Below are 16,164 nucleotides of genomic sequence, written 5' to 3'. Positions count from 1 at the left end.
CCACGAGGAGGTGGCTGTCAGGGAGGTTAAACTGGATGACTGAAACGTCCGTTTCAGCGCGACTGGCGCGTTATGATGATGCCGTTGCGCAATTTCGCATCGAAGATGCCATTGCAAAGCTTCACGGCAATCCTGAAACCGGCATCAATGCCTGTGTTGAATGCTGCGACCGGCACACTGGCGATAACCGCGTAGCCCTCCGTGCAATTGCAGCCAATGGCGAACTTTCCGAATTCACCTTCGAGAACCTGAGGGATATGGCCGCTCGTGTCGGTAATGTACTGAAAGATGCAGGTATCGGCGCTGGCGACGTAGTCGCAGGCCTGTTGCCACGCACACCGGAACTCATTGCAACCATTCTCGGCGCATGGCGTATCGGCGCGATCTATCAGCCACTTTTCACCGCCTTTGGCCCGAAAGCAATCGAGCACCGTCTGAAGACCAGTGGTGCAAAACTGGTGGTTACCAATACAGCCAATCGCTCCAAACTGACAGAAGTTGAAAACTGCCCCAACGTCGCAATCGTGCTGGCGCCCGGCGAAGACTTGCCAGCCGATGACATCGATTTTCGTGCTGTAACGGCTTCCGCTTCGGTTGATTGCACGCCTGTACTTCGCGAGAGTAGCGATCTGTTCATGATGATGTCGACCTCCGGTACGGCGGGTCTACCGAAAGGCGTACCGGTTCCGCTTTATGCGCTGATGGCATTCGGCGCCTATATGCGCGAAGCCATCGGTCTGCGTTCCGACGACATTTTCTGGAACATTGCTGATCCAGGCTGGGCCTATGGCCTTTATTATGCCGTGACTGGGCCATTGCAGCTTGGCATGTCAACCACGCTTTACGAAGGTGGTTTCACCGCTGAAAGCACCTATGACATCATCGAACGCCTTGGTGTCACCAGCCTCGCCGGTTCGCCGACTGCTTTCCGTCTGCTGATGGCAGAGGGACCGGAAGCTGCGAAACGTATCAAGGGTCGCCTGCGTGTAGTCTCCAGTGCCGGAGAGCCACTTAATCCAGAAGTCATTCGCTGGTTCGACGCATATCTTGGTACACCAATCTACGATCACTACGGCCAGACCGAGCTTGGCATGGTCGTGAATAATCATCACGGCCTTGAACATTCCGTTCGGCATGGTTCGGCTGGCTATGCAATGCCCGGCTATCGTGTCGCGGTTCTAGATGAAGAGAGCAATGAACTTGGCCCTAACCAGCCCGGTATCCTCGCTGTGGATATAGCAAAATCGCCGCTTCTCTGGTTTTCCGGCTATTACAAGCAGGAAACGCCAGCCATTGCGGGCGGCTACTATCGCACCGGAGACACGGTGGAGTTCGAGCCGGATGGTTCGATCAGCTTCATTGGTCGCGCTGATGACGTTATAACATCATCCGGTTATCGCATCGGACCATTCGACGTCGAAAGTGCTCTTCTTGAGCACGCCGCCGTCAACGAAGCGGCGGTTGTCGGTGTACCGGACCCGCAGCGAACCGAAATTGTGAAGGCATTCGTTATCCTTGCGCCCGGTTTCGAAGGTACGCAAGAACTGAAGGATGAGCTGGCATTACATGTGAAGAAGCGGCTCTCCGCCCATTCCTACCCGCGTGAAATTGACTTCCTGAGCGAACTTCCCAAGACGCCAAGTGGAAAAATCCAGCGTTTCCTCCTTCGCAAGGCGGAAATCGACAAACAGCAACAGACGAAGGCCTGAGGACAAGCATATGCAGATTAAAGATCGGGTATTTCTTATTACCGGTGCAAGCTCTGGCCTCGGTGCTGCGGTTGCAAAAATGGCCATCGATGCCGGCGGGAAAGTCATGCTTCTCGATGTGAACGCAGAAGCCGGTGAAGCACAGGTCAAAGCACTTGGCGCGATGGCAAAATTTCACCGCACCGACGTCACCAGCGACACGGATGGCAAGGCTGCTATCGCTGCTGCACTGGAGGCTTTCGGGCGCGTCGATGCACTCGTCAACTGTGCCGGTGTGGCACCGGGTGAGAAGATTCTCGGACGTGATGGCGCGCATAGGCTGGAAAGCTTCACGCGCGCAATTTCGATCAATCTCATTGGCACATTCAACATGCTGCGCCTCGCTGCCGAAGCCATGGCAAAGAACGAGCCCGGCGAAGGTGGAGAACGAGGCGTCATCATCAATACGGCGTCCGTTGCAGCATTCGACGGCCAGATCGGCCAAGCGGCATATTCAGCTTCCAAGGGCGGCGTTGCTGCCATGACATTGCCAGTGGCCCGCGAACTTGCGCGTCACGGTATCCGCGTCATGACCATCGCGCCCGGAATATTCGCCACACCTATGATGGCTGGCATGCCGCAGGAAGTGCAGGATGCCCTCGGCGCTTCCGTGCCATTCCCGCCCCGCCTCGGTCGACCGGATGAATATGCGGCTCTTGCCCGCCACATCGTGGAAAACCAGATGCTTAACGGTGAAGTCATCCGTCTGGACGGCGCACTTCGCATGGCAGCAAAGTAACGAGGAACAATCATGTCCAACAGCGATCCTATTGTCATTGTCGGTGCTTCCCGTACTCCCATGGGTGACTTTCAGGGCGATTTCGCCAATGCTCAGGCGACCGATCTCGGTGCTGCAGCCATTCGCGGCGCACTTGCAGGCGCAGGCATTGCCCCGGAAGCAGTAGAAGATGTCTATATGGGTTGCGTCCTGCCTGCTGGTCAGGGACAGGCTCCGGCGCGTCAGGCTTCGATCAAGGCCGGGATACCTGTTTCCACCGGCGCAACGACGGTCAACAAGATGTGCGGTTCGGGCATGAAGGCAACCATGCTGGCGCATGATCTGCTGCTGGCGGGTTCTGCCGATGTCATTGTTTCCGGCGGCATGGAGAGCATGACAAACTCCCCCTATCTGCTGCCTAAGGCACGTGGCGGCTATCGTATGGGGCACGGACAGATTATCGATCATATGTCTATTGATGGTCTCGAAGACGCCTACGACAAAGGCCGCCTCATGGGCACCTTTGCCGAAGACTGCGCGGAAGCTTATCAGTTCACGCGGGAAGCTCAGGATGAGTTCGCTATTGCCTCGCTGACACGCGCCCAGAATGCCATCAAGAATGGTCTTTTCGCCGCCGAAATTACGCCCGTTACCGTGAGGACCGGACGTAGCGAAGTTGACATCTCCACCGATGAGCAGCCCGGTAAGGCGAAACTGGACAAAATTCCGACCCTTCGCCCGGCATTTCGTGACGGCGGCACCGTGACGGCTGCCAACTCCTCCTCGATTTCGGACGGTGCGGCAGCCCTCGTTCTCATGCGTGCTTCCGAAGCGGAAAAACGCGGCCTCACCCCGCGTGCGGTTCTGGTCGGCCATGCGACCCATGCCGACAAACCGAATCTCTACCCGACTGCGCCCATCGGCGCGATAAGCAAACTTTCGGCGAAAATCGGCTGGAACCTGAAAGATGTCGATCTCTTTGAGATCAATGAGGCTTTTGCGGTCGTAACCATGGCGGCGATGCGTGATCTCGATCTGCCGCATGACAAGGTTAATATTCATGGTGGCGCCTGCGCCCTTGGCCATCCTATCGGCGCGTCCGGCGCACGTATTCTTGTCACCCTGCTTTCAGCCCTCGAAACCCATGGCCTGAAGCGCGGCGTTGCTGGCATCTGTCTGGGCGGTGGCGAAGCAACTGCCGTCGGCATTGAGAGGATCGTCTGATGCTCTTGAACGATACGCAGGAGCAGATTCGCGAAGCCGCCCGACAGTTCGCACAGGAACGGCTCGCGCCGGGTGCTGCCGCACGCGACAGGGAGCACTCTTTCCCGGGCGCACAGCTTGCCGAAATGGGTGAGCTTGGCTTTATGGGAATGCTGGTACCGGAAGAATGGGGCGGTTCCGATCTGGGAGCGGTTGCTTACGCTCTGGCGCTGGAAGAAATTGCTGCAGGCGATGGGGCATGTTCGACCATTGTTTCGGTCCACTCGTCTGTCGGCTGCGTTCCGATCCTGCGTTTCGGTACCGAAGAGCAGAAACAGCGTTTCCTGCCCAAGATGGCTTCCGGTGTATGGATTGGCGGATTCGCATTGACCGAACCACAGGCCGGTTCGGATGCGTCTGCGCTCAAAACCCGCGCACGCCGCGACGGCGATCATTACGTAATCGACGGTTCCAAGCAGTTCATCACGTCGGGCAAGAATGGCAGCGTGGTGATCGTGTTCGCCGTTACCGATCCATCGGCTGGCAAAAAAGGCATTTCGGCGTTCATCGTGCCGACCGATACTCCGGGCTACGAAGTTGTTTCCGTGGAACACAAGCTCGGCCAGCATTCATCGGATACCTGTGCCCTCGCTTTTACCGATATGCGCATTCCGGTAGAAAACCGACTGGGCGATGAGGGCCAGGGCTACAAAATTGCGCTTGCCAATCTGGAGGGCGGGCGCATCGGCATTGCTGCGCAATCAGTCGGCATGGCCCGCGCAGCATTCGAAGCTGCATGTGTTTACGCCAAAGAGCGCATCACATTCGGCAAGCCAATTATCGAGCATCAGGCCGTCGCTTTCAGGCTTGCCGACATGGCAACGAAGATTGAGACAGCCCGTCAGATGGTTCTCCATGCAGCTGCGCTGCGCGAGGCAGGCAAACCGTGCCTGACTGAAGCATCAATGGCCAAACTTGTTGCCTCTGAAATGGCTGAACAGGTCTGCTCTGCCGCGATCCAGATTCATGGCGGTTACGGTTATCTGGCTGATTATCCAGTTGAGCGTATTTATCGCGATGTTCGCGTCTGCCAGATTTACGAAGGCACCAGCGACGTGCAGCGTCTTGTAATTGCGCGAGGAATGTGAAGGCCACTTGCGATAATGTTTGCAAGTCGCGGTGAAAATCGGCCAAAAGATCGTGTGCGGATACGAGGTATATCTGCACGCAAAATGTGAGGCCTGATGACTATTCGCCCGATTGTAAATTATCCGGATAAACGGCTTCGCGTCGCAGCCGAGCCAGTCACCCTGTTCGACGGCGCTTTGCAGGAGCTCGGCACCGATCTTCTCGATACAATGCGCGCAGCACCGGGCATCGGTATAACCGCACCGCATATCGGCATATCAACACGCTTGGTGGTTTTAGAACTGCCAACCGAACCAGTCCCGAAATTCTATGTAAATCCGGAAATCGTCTGGGCGTCAGAAGAAAAAATCCATCATCAGGAAGGCAGCGTCTCGATGCCAGGCGTTGTCGATGAGGTCGAGCGCCACGCCCGCATCACAATTCGCTATCAGGATATCAATGGCAACGAACAAACCGAGGAATCGGAAGGTCTGCTTGCCGTTTGCCATCAGCACGAAATCGACCAGCTTGATGGTATTTTCTGGATTCAGCGTCTTTCGCGATTACGCCGAGACCGCCTTATCAAACGTTATGAGAAATCGCAGCGCCAGAGATAGTTGGCACTGCGAAATACACTCAATAGAGTAGACGGGCGCGGATAGTGCCGGGAATTTCGCGAATGGCCTGCAACACCGTTTCGCTGGCCTCACCGACGCCGTCTGCTTCCATCACAAGATAGCCCACTTCGCCGTCGGTTTGCAGAAACTGGCTGGCGATGTTGATGTTATGCGTCGAGAAAACATTCACGAGGCTGTTGAGGATGCCCGGACGGTTTTCATGCACGTGCATAAAGCGCGTGCCCGTCGGGCGCGGCGGCAGCTGGACTGGCGGGAAGTTGACAGCGCCCAGCGTGGAACCGACATCAGAATATTCGACCAGTTTTCTGGTGACTTCCAAACCGATACGTTCCTGCGCTTCTTCCGTCGATCCACCGATGTGAGGCGTGAGAATGACGTTCTCCAGACCCTGAATCGGAGAAACAAACCTGTCGTTGTTGGAGGCTGGTTCAACCGGGAACACGTCGATGGCAGCACCTGCGAGGTGACCTTCCTGCAGAACCTTTGCCAGAGCTTCTAGATCAACAACCGTACCGCGCGCATTGTTGATGAGAAAGGCTCCCTTCTTCATCTTGCGCAGTTTCGCTTCGGTAATCAGCTTCGAAGTCGATTTATTTGACGGCACGTGCAGGCTGACAACGTCTGAAATCTTCAACAGTTCGTCGAGGCTCGCAGTCGGTTTGACATTGCCATATTGCAGCTTGTCGGACGTATCGAAATAACGCACGGTCATGCCGAGGCTCTCGGCCAGATTACCGACTTGCGAACCGATATTGCCATAACCGATGATACCGAGCGTCTTGCCACGCACTTCGCGGCTGCCAGTTGCCGTCTTGTCCCAACCACCTGCATGTGCGGAGACGGAGCATGGGAAAATCCGGCGCATCAGCATGATGATTTCGCCAATCACCAGTTCTGCAACCGAACGAGTGTTCGAAAATGGTGCATTGAAGACCGGAATGCCGCGCTTTCGTGCAGCTTTCAGCTCAACCTGATTAGTCCCAACCGAGAAGCAACCGACTGCGATCAGGCGGTTGGCCGCAGCAAAAATCTCTTCAGTCAGTTGCGTCCGGGAACGAATGCCAACGATATGCGCGGACGAAATCGCTTCAATCAGATCGGCTTTATCCAGCGCCTTCGGCAGATGCGTGACATTGGTGTAACCGGAAGCTTTGAAGTAATCGACGGCCGTTTGATTGATGCCCTCCAGTAGAAGAACATTGATGCGGTCGCGTGCGAGTGAGAGACGTTCAGTCATTTTGGGGATTTCCAGGCTGTAACAGCAGATAGTCGGTTTACGACATGAATGAACGCAAAGCCGTCGTCAACAGGATGTGTTGAAAGATTTTACCCCAATTGCAGATTCACGGAGAAAGTGAATGAGGCAGCGCCTTTTCAGAAACCCCAGCGGACCTATCTGATTACTATAGCAAATAACAAAAGCTTCCATTTGGCTCACCTGCCAACCGAGCCAAAGATGTCCTTAATGACAGCAACCGGAGGAATACCCCCGATGAGTGAAACTATCACCCTCGATACGCATGAAGCCATTCGGGACTGGGTGGCCGCTCGCAACGGAAACCCAGCATTTGTCAGCACATCCATTGATCCCGATGCAGCGCCGGTATTGCGAATTGTTTTCGAGCCGGAATTCGTTGCCGATGTCGAACGGCCCTTGGATGCAGGCGGACTTGAAGTCGTGGAATGGGAAGATTGGTTTCGCGTTTTCGACAGGGAAAAACTGGTCATGCTGGTAGCACACACGAAGCCAGGAAAACTTGATAATTTCTATCAAATCCTCCCAGCCTAATTGCTAATCAAATAACTACCTTTTGCCTGTCAGGGACTGACTTCAAGCCAGTTTCCCTGATCGGCCATTCAGTTCTTAAGCTTTTTGCCGAAGGTCTCCGCGACCAGCGCCAGCGAAATGGCTCCCGCATCGGGATGACCGATGCTCTTTTCCGCCAATGGTCTCGCCCGACCGAGTTTCGGAGCAAGTGGTGCCGTCGCGTCGGCTGCGAGTTTTGCAGTCTCCGCCGCTTTATTCCAAGCATCGGCCAGCGTCTTGCCAGATGCAAATTCGCTTTCAAGCGTTTCCACAAAAGGAACAAACGCATCCACCAGTGTCTTGTCGCCGGGTTTCGCCCGACCAAGGGTTGTCACTGAATCAAGCGCGCGCCTGCCACCGCGAACGACCGCACCATCATCAATGTTGCCATTGTCCGAAAGCTCTGCGCTCCATGAGCGCAGCAGAAGTCCCCATAGCGCTCCGGATGTTCCTCCGGCCCGGTCTGCCCAAGCGTCGCCTGCAACAGCCAATACGCTTGCGGCCCCCGCCCCGGCCTTGACGGCCTGGTCAGCTGCATCTTTTGCAGCCGTAGAGCCACGTCGCATGCCTTGCCCATGATCGCCGTCGCCTGCGAAGGCATCAATGCGACCCAGTTCTTCTTCGGCCTCGACCAGCACGTCGGCGACGGCGTGCAAAATACCCTGCATGCAAACGCCACCGGCACGCCCGGCCTCATCCGCCTGAACAAAATCGAGCGCCGCGTCCTCGTTGGCAATAACATCGTCCGCGGGCTCGACTGCGATCGCTTCGCCGCGACGCAGGACCGGAGTGTCGCAAGCTGCCGTCCAATAGCGCTCGAGTTCATCATCAAGCCAAAGAAGGGTCAGCGAACAGCCTTGCATGTCGAGACTGGTAACAAACTCACCAGCTTCAGGAGCTACAACGTCAAGACCAGCTTTTTCCAGCAACGACGCAATCGCCGTCCACAGAACAAACAGTTCTTCGTACTTGGTTGCACCAAGGCCGTTCAGGATAACACCAACTTTCTTCGTTCCTTTGGGACGCTCCGCCAGAAGCTTTTCCACCAGCAGGTTTGCCAGACCAGAGGCAGGCAAGATCGCCTCTTCCTTGATCCCCGGTTCACCATGAATGCCGAGACCAAGCGCCATCTGGCCTTCTGGTACGGTAAAGAGTGGGTGCGGAGCGCCAGGCAAGGTGCAGCCTTTGAAGGCAACGCCAAAAGACACGGTGTTGGCATTTGCATGACGTGAAAGCCGTTCGACTTCGTCCAGTGACAGACCGGCCTCAGCAGCAGCACCAGCAATCTTGAACACGACCAGATCACCAGCAATACCACGTCGCTTTTCGTGCATATCCGCCGGAGCGCTGGCCACATCGTCGGTTACAGGCACGATACGGACGTCGATACCTTCTGCACGCAGACGTTCGGCAGCAACGCCAAAATTGAGGACATCCCCGGCGTAATTGCCAAAGCCCAAGAGAACACCACCGCCCTTATGCGCCTGCCGGCAGACACGCGCCACTGCCGCCGTGGAAGGCGAAGCAAATACGTCACCAGCAACGGCTGCGTCCGCGAGGCCGGGCCCGACATATCCGGCAAATGCAGGGTAATGACCGGAGCCGCCTCCGACAACCACAGCGACCTTGCCTTGAGGGACCTTTGTGGAACGAACAACGCCGCCACGCACGTGACGAACATAGCGGTTATAGATGCTGGCAAACCCGGCAAGAGCGGTCGAGGCAAACTCCTCCGGCGCGTCAAAAATCGTCGTCATTGAAACAGTCCTTGGTCTGGGTCATTAGTCGCGTGGCAGGATGCGGCGCAAGTAGTCACGATTTGTAGCCGAAACGGAAAGCCCGTCGCCACCATAATGTTCACATAAAAACGGGCTGGCAAATCCTTGATCCAGCGCCATTTTGATCGCTGCGCGATAATTGATGATCCCGCTTTCAAGGGGTGCAGGATGTGTGACGATGACACCGGAGGCTGGATCTTCTGCACGGGTGTAGTTCTTGACGTGCCAGAATTTTGCATAAGGCGCGACCTTCTCCATCATCTGCTGCCAATGCTCGACCGGACGGTGCAGACGAATGAGATTGCCCAGATCAGCATTGATCCCGACATTATCGAAGCCGACTTCCTCGACAAAACGAACCGCACTGTCCGCAGTGCCGAGATAAGTATCCTCATACATTTCAAGCGACAGCTCTATGCCAAGCTCCTCTGCATGGCGACCGAGTTCGCGAATTCGTTCAACAGCCTTGTTCCATACAGCAGGATCGTCCGGATTTTTCGCTCCGTCGACCGTCCAGAACCATAATGCCTGTTTCTGCGCGTCTGTCAGCGGTTCAAAAAGCCCGAAGGAAACGCAACTGGCACCGATTTCCTTTGCTGTGTCGATAACCCTGTGCCCATAGGCCAGATATTCGTCGCCGTGTTGTGCATCGATCACGCTACGCCTCGAAGTCGAAATCGCAGGAATAGTGAAATCGAGCGATTTGGCGACCGCCACAAAATCATCAAGACGAGCGGGTGGCAAATCCGCCAGCCGCAACCAGCTGTCAGTCGGATCGAGTTCGGTAAACCCTGCATCCGCAACGTCGGACAAAGTGCGAGCCCAATCTTCTGCCGACTGATCCTGCACCGAACTGCCATCCGGCAGAATATTGGGATACTGGATCATCGCTGCCGCAATTGGCCAGTTTTTGCGTGTCCATTTCGAAGTCGTCTGTTTCAACTTACATTCCCGTTCTTTTGCGTAATCCATCGAAATCAGGCCACGTTACCGTTGCCGGAGGGCATTTCGGGTTTCCGGCTACGCAGTTTGCCAATGCCCCAGAAGATCGCGGGTGAAACAAGCAGGAAGACGCCGAGCGTCATCAGCGACGCAACCAAACCATTCGACCAGAATATCGAAAGCTCACCGTTAGACATCATCATCGACTGACGGAAGGCATCCTCTGCCTTATCGCCTAGAACCATGGCGAGAACCAACGGTGCCAGTGGATAGTCGAGCTTCTTGAAGATATAGCCCAGCACGCCAAATGCGATCACCAGCCAGACGTCGGTTATCGAATTGGCGACCTGATAGGCGCCGGAGAAAATGACCGCGACAATAATCGGTCCGATGATCGAGAACGGCACGCGCAGGATAGATGCGTAGAGCGGCACAGTCGCAATCACCAGAATGACGGCAACAATGTTGCCGAGATACATGGAGGCAATCAGGCCCCAGACGAAATCCGGGCGATCCGTGAACAATGTCGGGCCAGGAGTGAGACCCCAGATCATCAGGCCGCCCATCATCACAGCAGCCGTAGCCGAACCCGGCACACCAAGTGCCAGCATGGGGAGAAGCGCAGATGTACCCGCCGAATGGTCCGCAGTTTCCGGCGCCACAATACCGCGTGGGTCTCCCTTGCCGAACTTCGATTTATCGCGAGCGGAACGACGAGCCACACCGTAGCTCATAAAGGATGCAGCCGTTGGTCCGGCGGGCGTTATGCCCATCCAGATACCGATCAGCGTTGAGCGCGCGAGCGTGAACCAGTAGCGCGGCATTTCAAGAAGCGTACGCCCAATCTCACCGAGACGCACCCGTGCCTTGATGCCATCAAAGCGTAACCCCTCCTCCGTCGTCAGCAACAGTTCGCCGATCCCGAACAGGCCCATCACGGCAATCAGAAAGGAAATACCCTTGATGAGTTCCGGTATTTCGAATGTCAGGCGCAAATTACCGGAGATCGTGTCCATGCCCACCGAAGCAAAAGCAAAACCGATCATCATGGAAACGAGTGTCTTGAAAGGCGATTGAGCGCCCATGGATATGAAGCTGGCAAAAGCCAGAAAATAGACAGCGAAATATTCCGGTGATGAAAACCGCAGGGCGAAATTGGCGACCCAGCTGGAGAGCAGTGTAATCATCACCACGCCAGCCAGTGCGCCGATACCAGCCGAAACGAATGCCAGCGTCAGGGCGCGGCTCGCATGTCCGGCCTTCGCCATCGGATATCCATCGAAAGTGGTGGCAACGGACGAAGGCTCACCTGGAATATTGAACAGAATGGACGTAGTCGATCCACCGAACAATGCCCCCCAATACATACAGGAAAGCAGAATAATCGCGGAGATGGGGTCCATCGTGAATGTCAGCGGCAAAAGCAGGGAAACACCGTTAGGCGCGCCCAATCCCGGCAGGACACCTACCAGAATTCCTAGCGTCACACCCAGCATCATCAGCAGAACATGATTGAAACTGAGTATGTGGGCGAAGCCATCCATCAGGAGACTGAAATTTTCCATGTCTTTCCTCCAAAGACATCGGACTTTCCGGTATCAATAAATGCCGAAGAAAGCCTCGACCGGGCCTTTAAGGAGCGGAACCTTGAAGCCGATTTCAAAAATGACGAAAAAGAAGAGGGAAACGGCAATACCGGCTGGCACGGAAGCCCACCACTTGTAGCGTCCCTGAAACATCATCGCTCCAGCGATGTAGAGTGCCGTGCCAACATAAAGTCCGAGAACCGTGGATATGGCAGCGAAGGCAACCAGCGGCAAGGCGAAGCCGAGAACCGGCTTCAACCGGGAGAGTTCAACAAAGACTTCCCCGCTACCACGATGTTTTATAAATGCCACAACGAGATTGACCGCACTTCCGAACATGATCAGCAGTCCGATGTAGAACGGGAAATAACCCGCATCCGGCCCCATTTCCGTCCAGCCTGTACCAGCCTGTTGTGAGCCGTAACAGACCGCCGCTCCCAGCGCGCCTGTCAGGAGCGCAACGCCCGCTTCGATGACGAATCGGGAAACGCCGCCTTCACCTTTCTCACTCATGGGATGAGCTCCTTCGATGAATGATGCAGACGCCATTGGCGTCTGCATGAATGCACAAAACGTCAGTTGGCAAGCCAACCTTCTCGCTTCAACACGGCCGTTACCGCTGTTTCATCGTTCTTGATAAAGGATGAGAGTTCATTACCGCTCATATAGGCGGCAGATTGCGAACTATCGGCAAGATACTTCGCCCATTCAGGTGTCTCGGCAACCTTCTTGAGTACGCCTGCATAGTAATCGACGACGTCCTGATCGACACCTGCGGGAAGCCATACGGTGCGTGGCATGGAGTAATTTTCGATAGCGATCCCTGCTTCCTTGCAGGTCGGGATGTCGCCCCATCCCATATCGCCAGCAACCTTGCCATCACCCTTGAGTTTTTCGCCCTTGAAGACGCAAAGCGGCTTCACCATGCCCGCCTGCCATTGACCGAGGTTCTCACTCGGATTGTTGACATTGGCTGCAATGTGCTCGCCCGCGAGCTGAACAGCGGCTTCGCCACCGCTTTTGAACGGGATATAGCCGAGTTTCGAACCCGTGGCATCGTTGATCATGGATGTCAAAATCTGGTCAACGTCTTTGGACTGACTGCCGCCAACCTTCATGCCCGCATCATCTTTCGCCTTGGCGATAAACTCTGCGGCTGTCTTGAAGTCAGACTTTCCGTTGACCCAAAGAATGAATTCGTCCGAAGCAAGTGCCGAGACTGGAAGCAAATCTGCCGATTTATAAGGAACTTTGGCGCGTACTGGCAAAAGGTAGGCGTTGTTCGTGCCGAATGCGAGCTTGTATGGATCGCCCTTATAGCCAGCAGTATAGACAAAGCCTTCCGCCCCGCCTGCGCTGCCCTTGTTTGTGACGACGATTGGCGCACTCATCAGGTCATATTTACCGATTATCGACTGGATCGTACGCGCGAAAATATCCGTACCGCCGCCCGGCCCGGCTGTCACGACAAACTCCACGGGCCGCGTCGGCTCAAATGCCAGGGCAGATGACGCGATCACTGCCACCCCCGCTGCCAGGCATGCGATATGTAGAGACTTCTTCATGGTCTATCCTCCCAGTTAAGCGGCACGGGCCTCCCCCCATGCCGATAGTGTCAAAATGTCGAAAATCAGGCAGCGTCTGAAAGTGCAGCTGCTCTTTTCGCCATTCGTGCCGCGAGCAGGATTGCTTCGCGCGTGGCCCCCACGTCGGCGATGCCCTTCCCGGCAATATCGTAGGCAGTGCCATGGGCGGGCGTGCAGAGCGGAAACGGCAATCCACCCATCATCGTCACGCCTTTGTCGAACCCCATCAGCTTCATCGCGATCTGCCCCTGATCGTGATACATGGTCAGTACCGCCTGAAAGCCATCCTTCAGAGCACGCAGGAACACCGTGTCTGCCGGGAACGGACCATCGACATCGAACCCCTTGGTCCTCGCTGCCTTGACGGCAGGTTCGATGATGTCGATTTCTTCCATGCCAAAGCTGCCGCCGTCGCCAGCATGTGGATTGAGCCCAGCCACTGCAATCTTCGGATTGTCATATCCTGCCTTCTTCAAGCACATCCAGGCCAGTTCCAACTCGGCGAGAACTCCTTCAACAGTCAGGGTTGAGGCCACATCCTTGAGCGGAATATGCGACGTCACGCGCGCGTTCCAGACTTTCTCCAGAACGTTGAACTCACGCACCTTGCCTGTGAAGCTCAGCACATCCGCAACAAAGCGGATTTCGTCGTCGTAACCAGGATAGGCAAACCGCATGGCCTGCTTGTTGAACGGCGTAAAGCAAACAGCCTGCGCATGTCCGGTATCAGCAAATTTCAATGCAGTACGAAAGTTCTGAGTGGCAAAAGTTCCACCGACCAACGTGGCTTCACTACGCACAACATCCTTCGGATCGAGATTTTTCAAGTCAACGAAGACGTGTTTGCCGACCGGCATGTTAGGCGCATTTTCGAGAGTGGAATCCTGCAGATCAAGCTCAACACCCGCTATACGCGCACCTTCGTCCAGAACGCGGCGATCACCAAAGACGACGATATGCGCTTCTTTTCTGACATCCGGCAAAGCGAGGAGACGCGCCGTCAGCTCGGGACTGACACCGGCTGGATCCCCCATTGCAAGCGCAATTACGCTCGGTTCAGCGCCAGTAACGGTCATTAGCATCCTCCTCGTCTGCATTCTGTATGCAGCATGCATATGACAGTCTCATATACGACGCAAGCATTTTGTATTCTGTATGCAGCATTTTATATTGACGGTTGAGAGCAGGCCAGCCATCTTCGCCTCAAACGGTGAGGTGAGGATTCGAGCTCACTCTTTGAGAAAAAGGCCGATGGACGAAATTCAGAAAAACGAACAAGCCGAAAACGGCTCACAAGCGTTCCGCCGTACTGCCTTGCACGATATGCTCGTCAACCATCTGCGCGACATGATTATTGAAGGGCAGCTGGAGCCGGGCACGCGCCTGCATGAAGGTCAGCTTGGAGAGCAACTCGGCGTGTCCCGGACGCCGCTGCGTGAAGCTATCAAGTATCTGGCCAGCGAGGGATTGGTTGAGCTTGTTCCAAGCCGCGGCGCGGTTGTGAAACGGTTCAGTGCAGCTGATGTCAGGGACATGCTCACCGTCCTGCGCACGCTGGAAGAACTTGCTGGTAAACTCGCCTGCGAGCTTGCTACCGACAAGGAAATTGCTGAGGTTCGTTCACTGCACGATGAAATGATCGAGCGCTACAAGCATGCTGACCGACTGCAATATTACAAACTGAACCAGCAGATTCATCTTGCCATCGTTCGCCTTGCCAAAAACCCCACGCTGGCAGACATTCACCAGATGCTGCAGACACGATTGAAACGAATCCGTTTCGTCGGCCACGAAGGCGCCGAAAAATGGGCGGCGGCTGTATCAGAGCACCAGGAAATGATCGAGGCGCTGGAAGCCCGCGACGCGACCCGACTGTCGGAAGTACTGGGACGCCATTTGACCAAAGCATGGGAGCGCGTACGCGACTCGATGTAAAGGCATCGGACATCTCGTTTGTCTGTCCGCCGCTATCGGCCAGATCATCGTTTGATCGAAAACGTCAGATGAAGTCTACCTCAATCCAATCGGATCGCGTTATAGATAGGCTGGGAACTTTTTTGCTTATCTGATGTATCGGTGCAGACTATGGAACTGAAATGGCTTGAAGATTTCGTCAGTCTTGCAGAGCACAGGAGCTATTCTCGCGCGGCAGGTGACCGCAATATCACGCAGTCTGCCCTCAGCAAGCGCATCAAGCAACTGGAAGACTGGATTGGCCTCCCCCTGATCGACCGCTCTTCGAATCCTATTGGCTTGACGAAGGCGGGAGAGTGTTTTCTTCCGCGAGCACACGATGCTCTTGAAATGCTGCTCACCGCCCGTAAGACCGTCAGCGACGGTTATAGCGCATCGTGGGAAATCATTTCTTTTGCTACACTCAATACGCTGTCACTCACATTCTTTCCACACTGGATGGCGCAGATTGAAGCCTCCGGCGCCTCATTTCGCGCCCGTTTTGCCGATCCGCATTCATCATTCGTCGGAAATATTTCCACGCTTGTCAGCGGGCACTGCGACTTCTTCCTGACTTATGCGCATCCGGCAGTTCCACAGATGGATGATCTTGGCGGTTATCCGTTTTTGGCACTGGGCACCGAAAGGGTCATCCCTGTATCCGCTCCTGCGCCGAATGGACAGGCCTTGCATAGCCTGAAGGAAAAGTCGCTACCGATCGACTTCCTCAGCTATCGTGGCAACTCGTTCTTTTCCCTCGCACTACCCTGGTTGTTTGAGAAACATGGTTTCGAATTGAACACGGTTTACGAAAACGGAATGTCTGTTGCGCTCAAGGCAATGGCGGTCTCTGGACATGGTGTTGCATGGATACCGGAAAGCCTTGTCGACGATGAACTCAAGCGTGGCGTGCTCGTCCGCGCCGGTGAAACAAACACCGATCTGTTGATTGAAATCCGCGTTTACCGAACACCTCAATTCAGGAACAAGCAGGCGGAACTCTTCTGGCGTCGCGCCTCGCAACTGGTTTCCCAGAAAAATGGCCAAAACGCCGGAAGTCTTACGCCGAACTAAGAC

The 16,164-nt window shown here is 55.3% G+C and carries 15 protein-coding genes; 8 read left to right on the top strand and 7 right to left on the bottom strand.

All coding sequences use genetic code 11. From position 1 onward, the window contains the following. Positions 1-35 precede the first annotated feature (35 nt). The 5 genes from F9K94_RS09720 (at position 36) to F9K94_RS09700 (ending at position 5,414) form a co-directional block, all read left to right on the top strand. Positions 36-1,709, top strand: a complete 1,674-nt coding sequence (locus F9K94_RS09720; RefSeq protein WP_061346535.1) for an acyl-CoA synthetase — start codon at positions 36-38, stop codon at positions 1,707-1,709. Positions 1,710-1,719: 10 nt separating this feature from the next. Then, complete coding sequence (locus F9K94_RS09715; RefSeq protein WP_151645256.1) at positions 1,720-2,487, top strand: 3-hydroxyacyl-CoA dehydrogenase; 768 nt, start codon at positions 1,720-1,722, stop codon at positions 2,485-2,487. 12 nt (positions 2,488-2,499) lie between these two features. Next, the gene (locus F9K94_RS09710; protein WP_151645254.1) at positions 2,500-3,690 is read left to right on the top strand and encodes an acetyl-CoA C-acyltransferase; all 1,191 of its coding nucleotides are present in this window, start codon (positions 2,500-2,502) and stop codon (positions 3,688-3,690) included. Further along, positions 3,690-4,817 (top strand): acyl-CoA dehydrogenase family protein, encoded by a 1,128-nt coding sequence (locus tag F9K94_RS09705; RefSeq protein WP_061346538.1) that lies wholly within the window; start codon positions 3,690-3,692, stop codon positions 4,815-4,817. The genes F9K94_RS09710 and F9K94_RS09705 overlap by 1 nt, the downstream gene beginning before the upstream one ends. A 96-nt stretch (positions 4,818-4,913) precedes the next feature. Further along, positions 4,914-5,414, top strand: a complete 501-nt coding sequence (locus F9K94_RS09700; RefSeq protein WP_061346539.1) for a peptide deformylase — start codon at positions 4,914-4,916, stop codon at positions 5,412-5,414. A 19-nt stretch (positions 5,415-5,433) separates the two neighbouring features. Here the strand turns inward: F9K94_RS09700 and serA are convergent, their stop codons facing one another. Continuing rightward, on the bottom strand, positions 5,434-6,672 hold the full coding sequence (serA, locus tag F9K94_RS09695; protein WP_151645252.1) for a phosphoglycerate dehydrogenase: 1,239 nt from the start codon (positions 6,670-6,672) through the stop codon (positions 5,434-5,436). A gap of 255 nt (positions 6,673-6,927) precedes the next feature. Here serA and F9K94_RS09690 point away from each other — a divergent pair, with 255 nt between their 5' ends. Beyond that, positions 6,928-7,224: a hypothetical protein gene (locus F9K94_RS09690; RefSeq protein WP_061346541.1), complete on the top strand. Its 297-nt coding sequence runs from the start codon at positions 6,928-6,930 to the stop codon at positions 7,222-7,224. A gap of 68 nt (positions 7,225-7,292) precedes the next feature. Here F9K94_RS09690 and F9K94_RS09685 read toward each other — a convergent pair whose 3' ends face one another. The 6 genes from F9K94_RS09685 to F9K94_RS09660 all read right to left on the bottom strand — a co-directional run bounded on the left by F9K94_RS09685 (position 7,293) and on the right by F9K94_RS09660 (position 14,210). Next, positions 7,293-8,999, bottom strand: a complete 1,707-nt coding sequence (locus tag F9K94_RS09685) for a dihydroxyacetone kinase family protein (RefSeq protein ID WP_061346542.1) — start codon at positions 8,997-8,999, stop codon at positions 7,293-7,295. Between the two features lie 24 nt (positions 9,000-9,023). After that, positions 9,024-9,992 carry a sugar phosphate isomerase/epimerase family protein gene (locus F9K94_RS09680; protein ID WP_192799481.1) on the bottom strand — a complete coding sequence of 323 codons (969 nt, stop codon included), beginning with the start codon at positions 9,990-9,992 and terminating at the stop codon, positions 9,024-9,026. Between the two features lie 5 nt (positions 9,993-9,997). Beyond that, positions 9,998-11,527, bottom strand: a complete 1,530-nt coding sequence (locus F9K94_RS09675; RefSeq protein WP_151645249.1) for a tripartite tricarboxylate transporter permease — start codon at positions 11,525-11,527, stop codon at positions 9,998-10,000. Positions 11,528-11,560: 33 nt separating this feature from the next. Then, positions 11,561-12,061, bottom strand: a complete 501-nt coding sequence (locus tag F9K94_RS09670; protein ID WP_151555152.1) for a tripartite tricarboxylate transporter TctB family protein — start codon at positions 12,059-12,061, stop codon at positions 11,561-11,563. Positions 12,062-12,123: 62 nt separating this feature from the next. Further along, positions 12,124-13,113 carry a Bug family tripartite tricarboxylate transporter substrate binding protein gene (locus tag F9K94_RS09665; protein ID WP_151645247.1) on the bottom strand — a complete coding sequence of 330 codons (990 nt, stop codon included), beginning with the start codon at positions 13,111-13,113 and terminating at the stop codon, positions 12,124-12,126. 65 nt (positions 13,114-13,178) lie between these two features. Continuing rightward, on the bottom strand, positions 13,179-14,210 hold the full coding sequence (locus F9K94_RS09660) for a 4-hydroxythreonine-4-phosphate dehydrogenase PdxA (RefSeq protein WP_151645245.1): 1,032 nt from the start codon (positions 14,208-14,210) through the stop codon (positions 13,179-13,181). A gap of 175 nt (positions 14,211-14,385) precedes the next feature. Between F9K94_RS09660 and F9K94_RS09655 the strand changes: the two genes are divergently transcribed. Beyond that, positions 14,386-15,069, top strand: coding sequence for a GntR family transcriptional regulator (locus tag F9K94_RS09655; RefSeq protein WP_061346547.1), 684 nt, complete (start codon positions 14,386-14,388; stop codon positions 15,067-15,069). 150 nt (positions 15,070-15,219) lie between these two features. Then, positions 15,220-16,161 (top strand): LysR family transcriptional regulator, encoded by a 942-nt coding sequence (locus tag F9K94_RS09650; RefSeq protein ID WP_151645243.1) that lies wholly within the window; start codon positions 15,220-15,222, stop codon positions 16,159-16,161. Positions 16,162-16,164 lie beyond the last annotated feature (3 nt).

It is taken from the genome of Brucella tritici, from assembly GCF_008932285.1.
GTDB lineage: Bacteria > Pseudomonadota > Alphaproteobacteria > Rhizobiales > Rhizobiaceae > Brucella > Brucella tritici.
The sequence above is the reverse complement of the archived record's forward strand: the minus strand, read 5'-3'. Positions and strand labels throughout refer to the sequence as shown.

Bases quoted from the DNA above. Each gene is read 5' to 3' on its own strand.
- F9K94_RS09720 (WP_061346535.1), top strand. From the start codon at position 36: ATGACTGAAACGTCCGTTTCAGCGCGACTGGCGCGTTATGATGATGCC.
- F9K94_RS09715 (WP_151645256.1), top strand. From the start codon at position 1,720: ATGCAGATTAAAGATCGGGTATTTCTTATTACCGGTGCAAGCTCTGGC.
- F9K94_RS09710 (WP_151645254.1), top strand. From the start codon at position 2,500: ATGTCCAACAGCGATCCTATTGTCATTGTCGGTGCTTCCCGTACTCCC.
- F9K94_RS09705 (WP_061346538.1), top strand. From the start codon at position 3,690: ATGCTCTTGAACGATACGCAGGAGCAGATTCGCGAAGCCGCCCGACAG.
- F9K94_RS09700 (WP_061346539.1), top strand. From the start codon at position 4,914: ATGACTATTCGCCCGATTGTAAATTATCCGGATAAACGGCTTCGCGTC.
- serA (WP_151645252.1), bottom strand. From the start codon at position 6,672: ATGACTGAACGTCTCTCACTCGCACGCGACCGCATCAATGTTCTTCTA.
- F9K94_RS09690 (WP_061346541.1), top strand. From the start codon at position 6,928: ATGAGTGAAACTATCACCCTCGATACGCATGAAGCCATTCGGGACTGG.
- F9K94_RS09685 (WP_061346542.1), bottom strand. From the start codon at position 8,999: ATGACGACGATTTTTGACGCGCCGGAGGAGTTTGCCTCGACCGCTCTT.
- F9K94_RS09680 (WP_192799481.1), bottom strand. From the start codon at position 9,992: ATGGATTACGCAAAAGAACGGGAATGTAAGTTGAAACAGACGACTTCG.
- F9K94_RS09675 (WP_151645249.1), bottom strand. From the start codon at position 11,527: ATGGAAAATTTCAGTCTCCTGATGGATGGCTTCGCCCACATACTCAGT.
- F9K94_RS09670 (WP_151555152.1), bottom strand. From the start codon at position 12,061: ATGAGTGAGAAAGGTGAAGGCGGCGTTTCCCGATTCGTCATCGAAGCG.
- F9K94_RS09665 (WP_151645247.1), bottom strand. From the start codon at position 13,113: ATGAAGAAGTCTCTACATATCGCATGCCTGGCAGCGGGGGTGGCAGTG.
- F9K94_RS09660 (WP_151645245.1), bottom strand. From the start codon at position 14,210: ATGACCGTTACTGGCGCTGAACCGAGCGTAATTGCGCTTGCAATGGGG.
- F9K94_RS09655 (WP_061346547.1), top strand. From the start codon at position 14,386: ATGGACGAAATTCAGAAAAACGAACAAGCCGAAAACGGCTCACAAGCG.
- F9K94_RS09650 (WP_151645243.1), top strand. From the start codon at position 15,220: ATGGAACTGAAATGGCTTGAAGATTTCGTCAGTCTTGCAGAGCACAGG.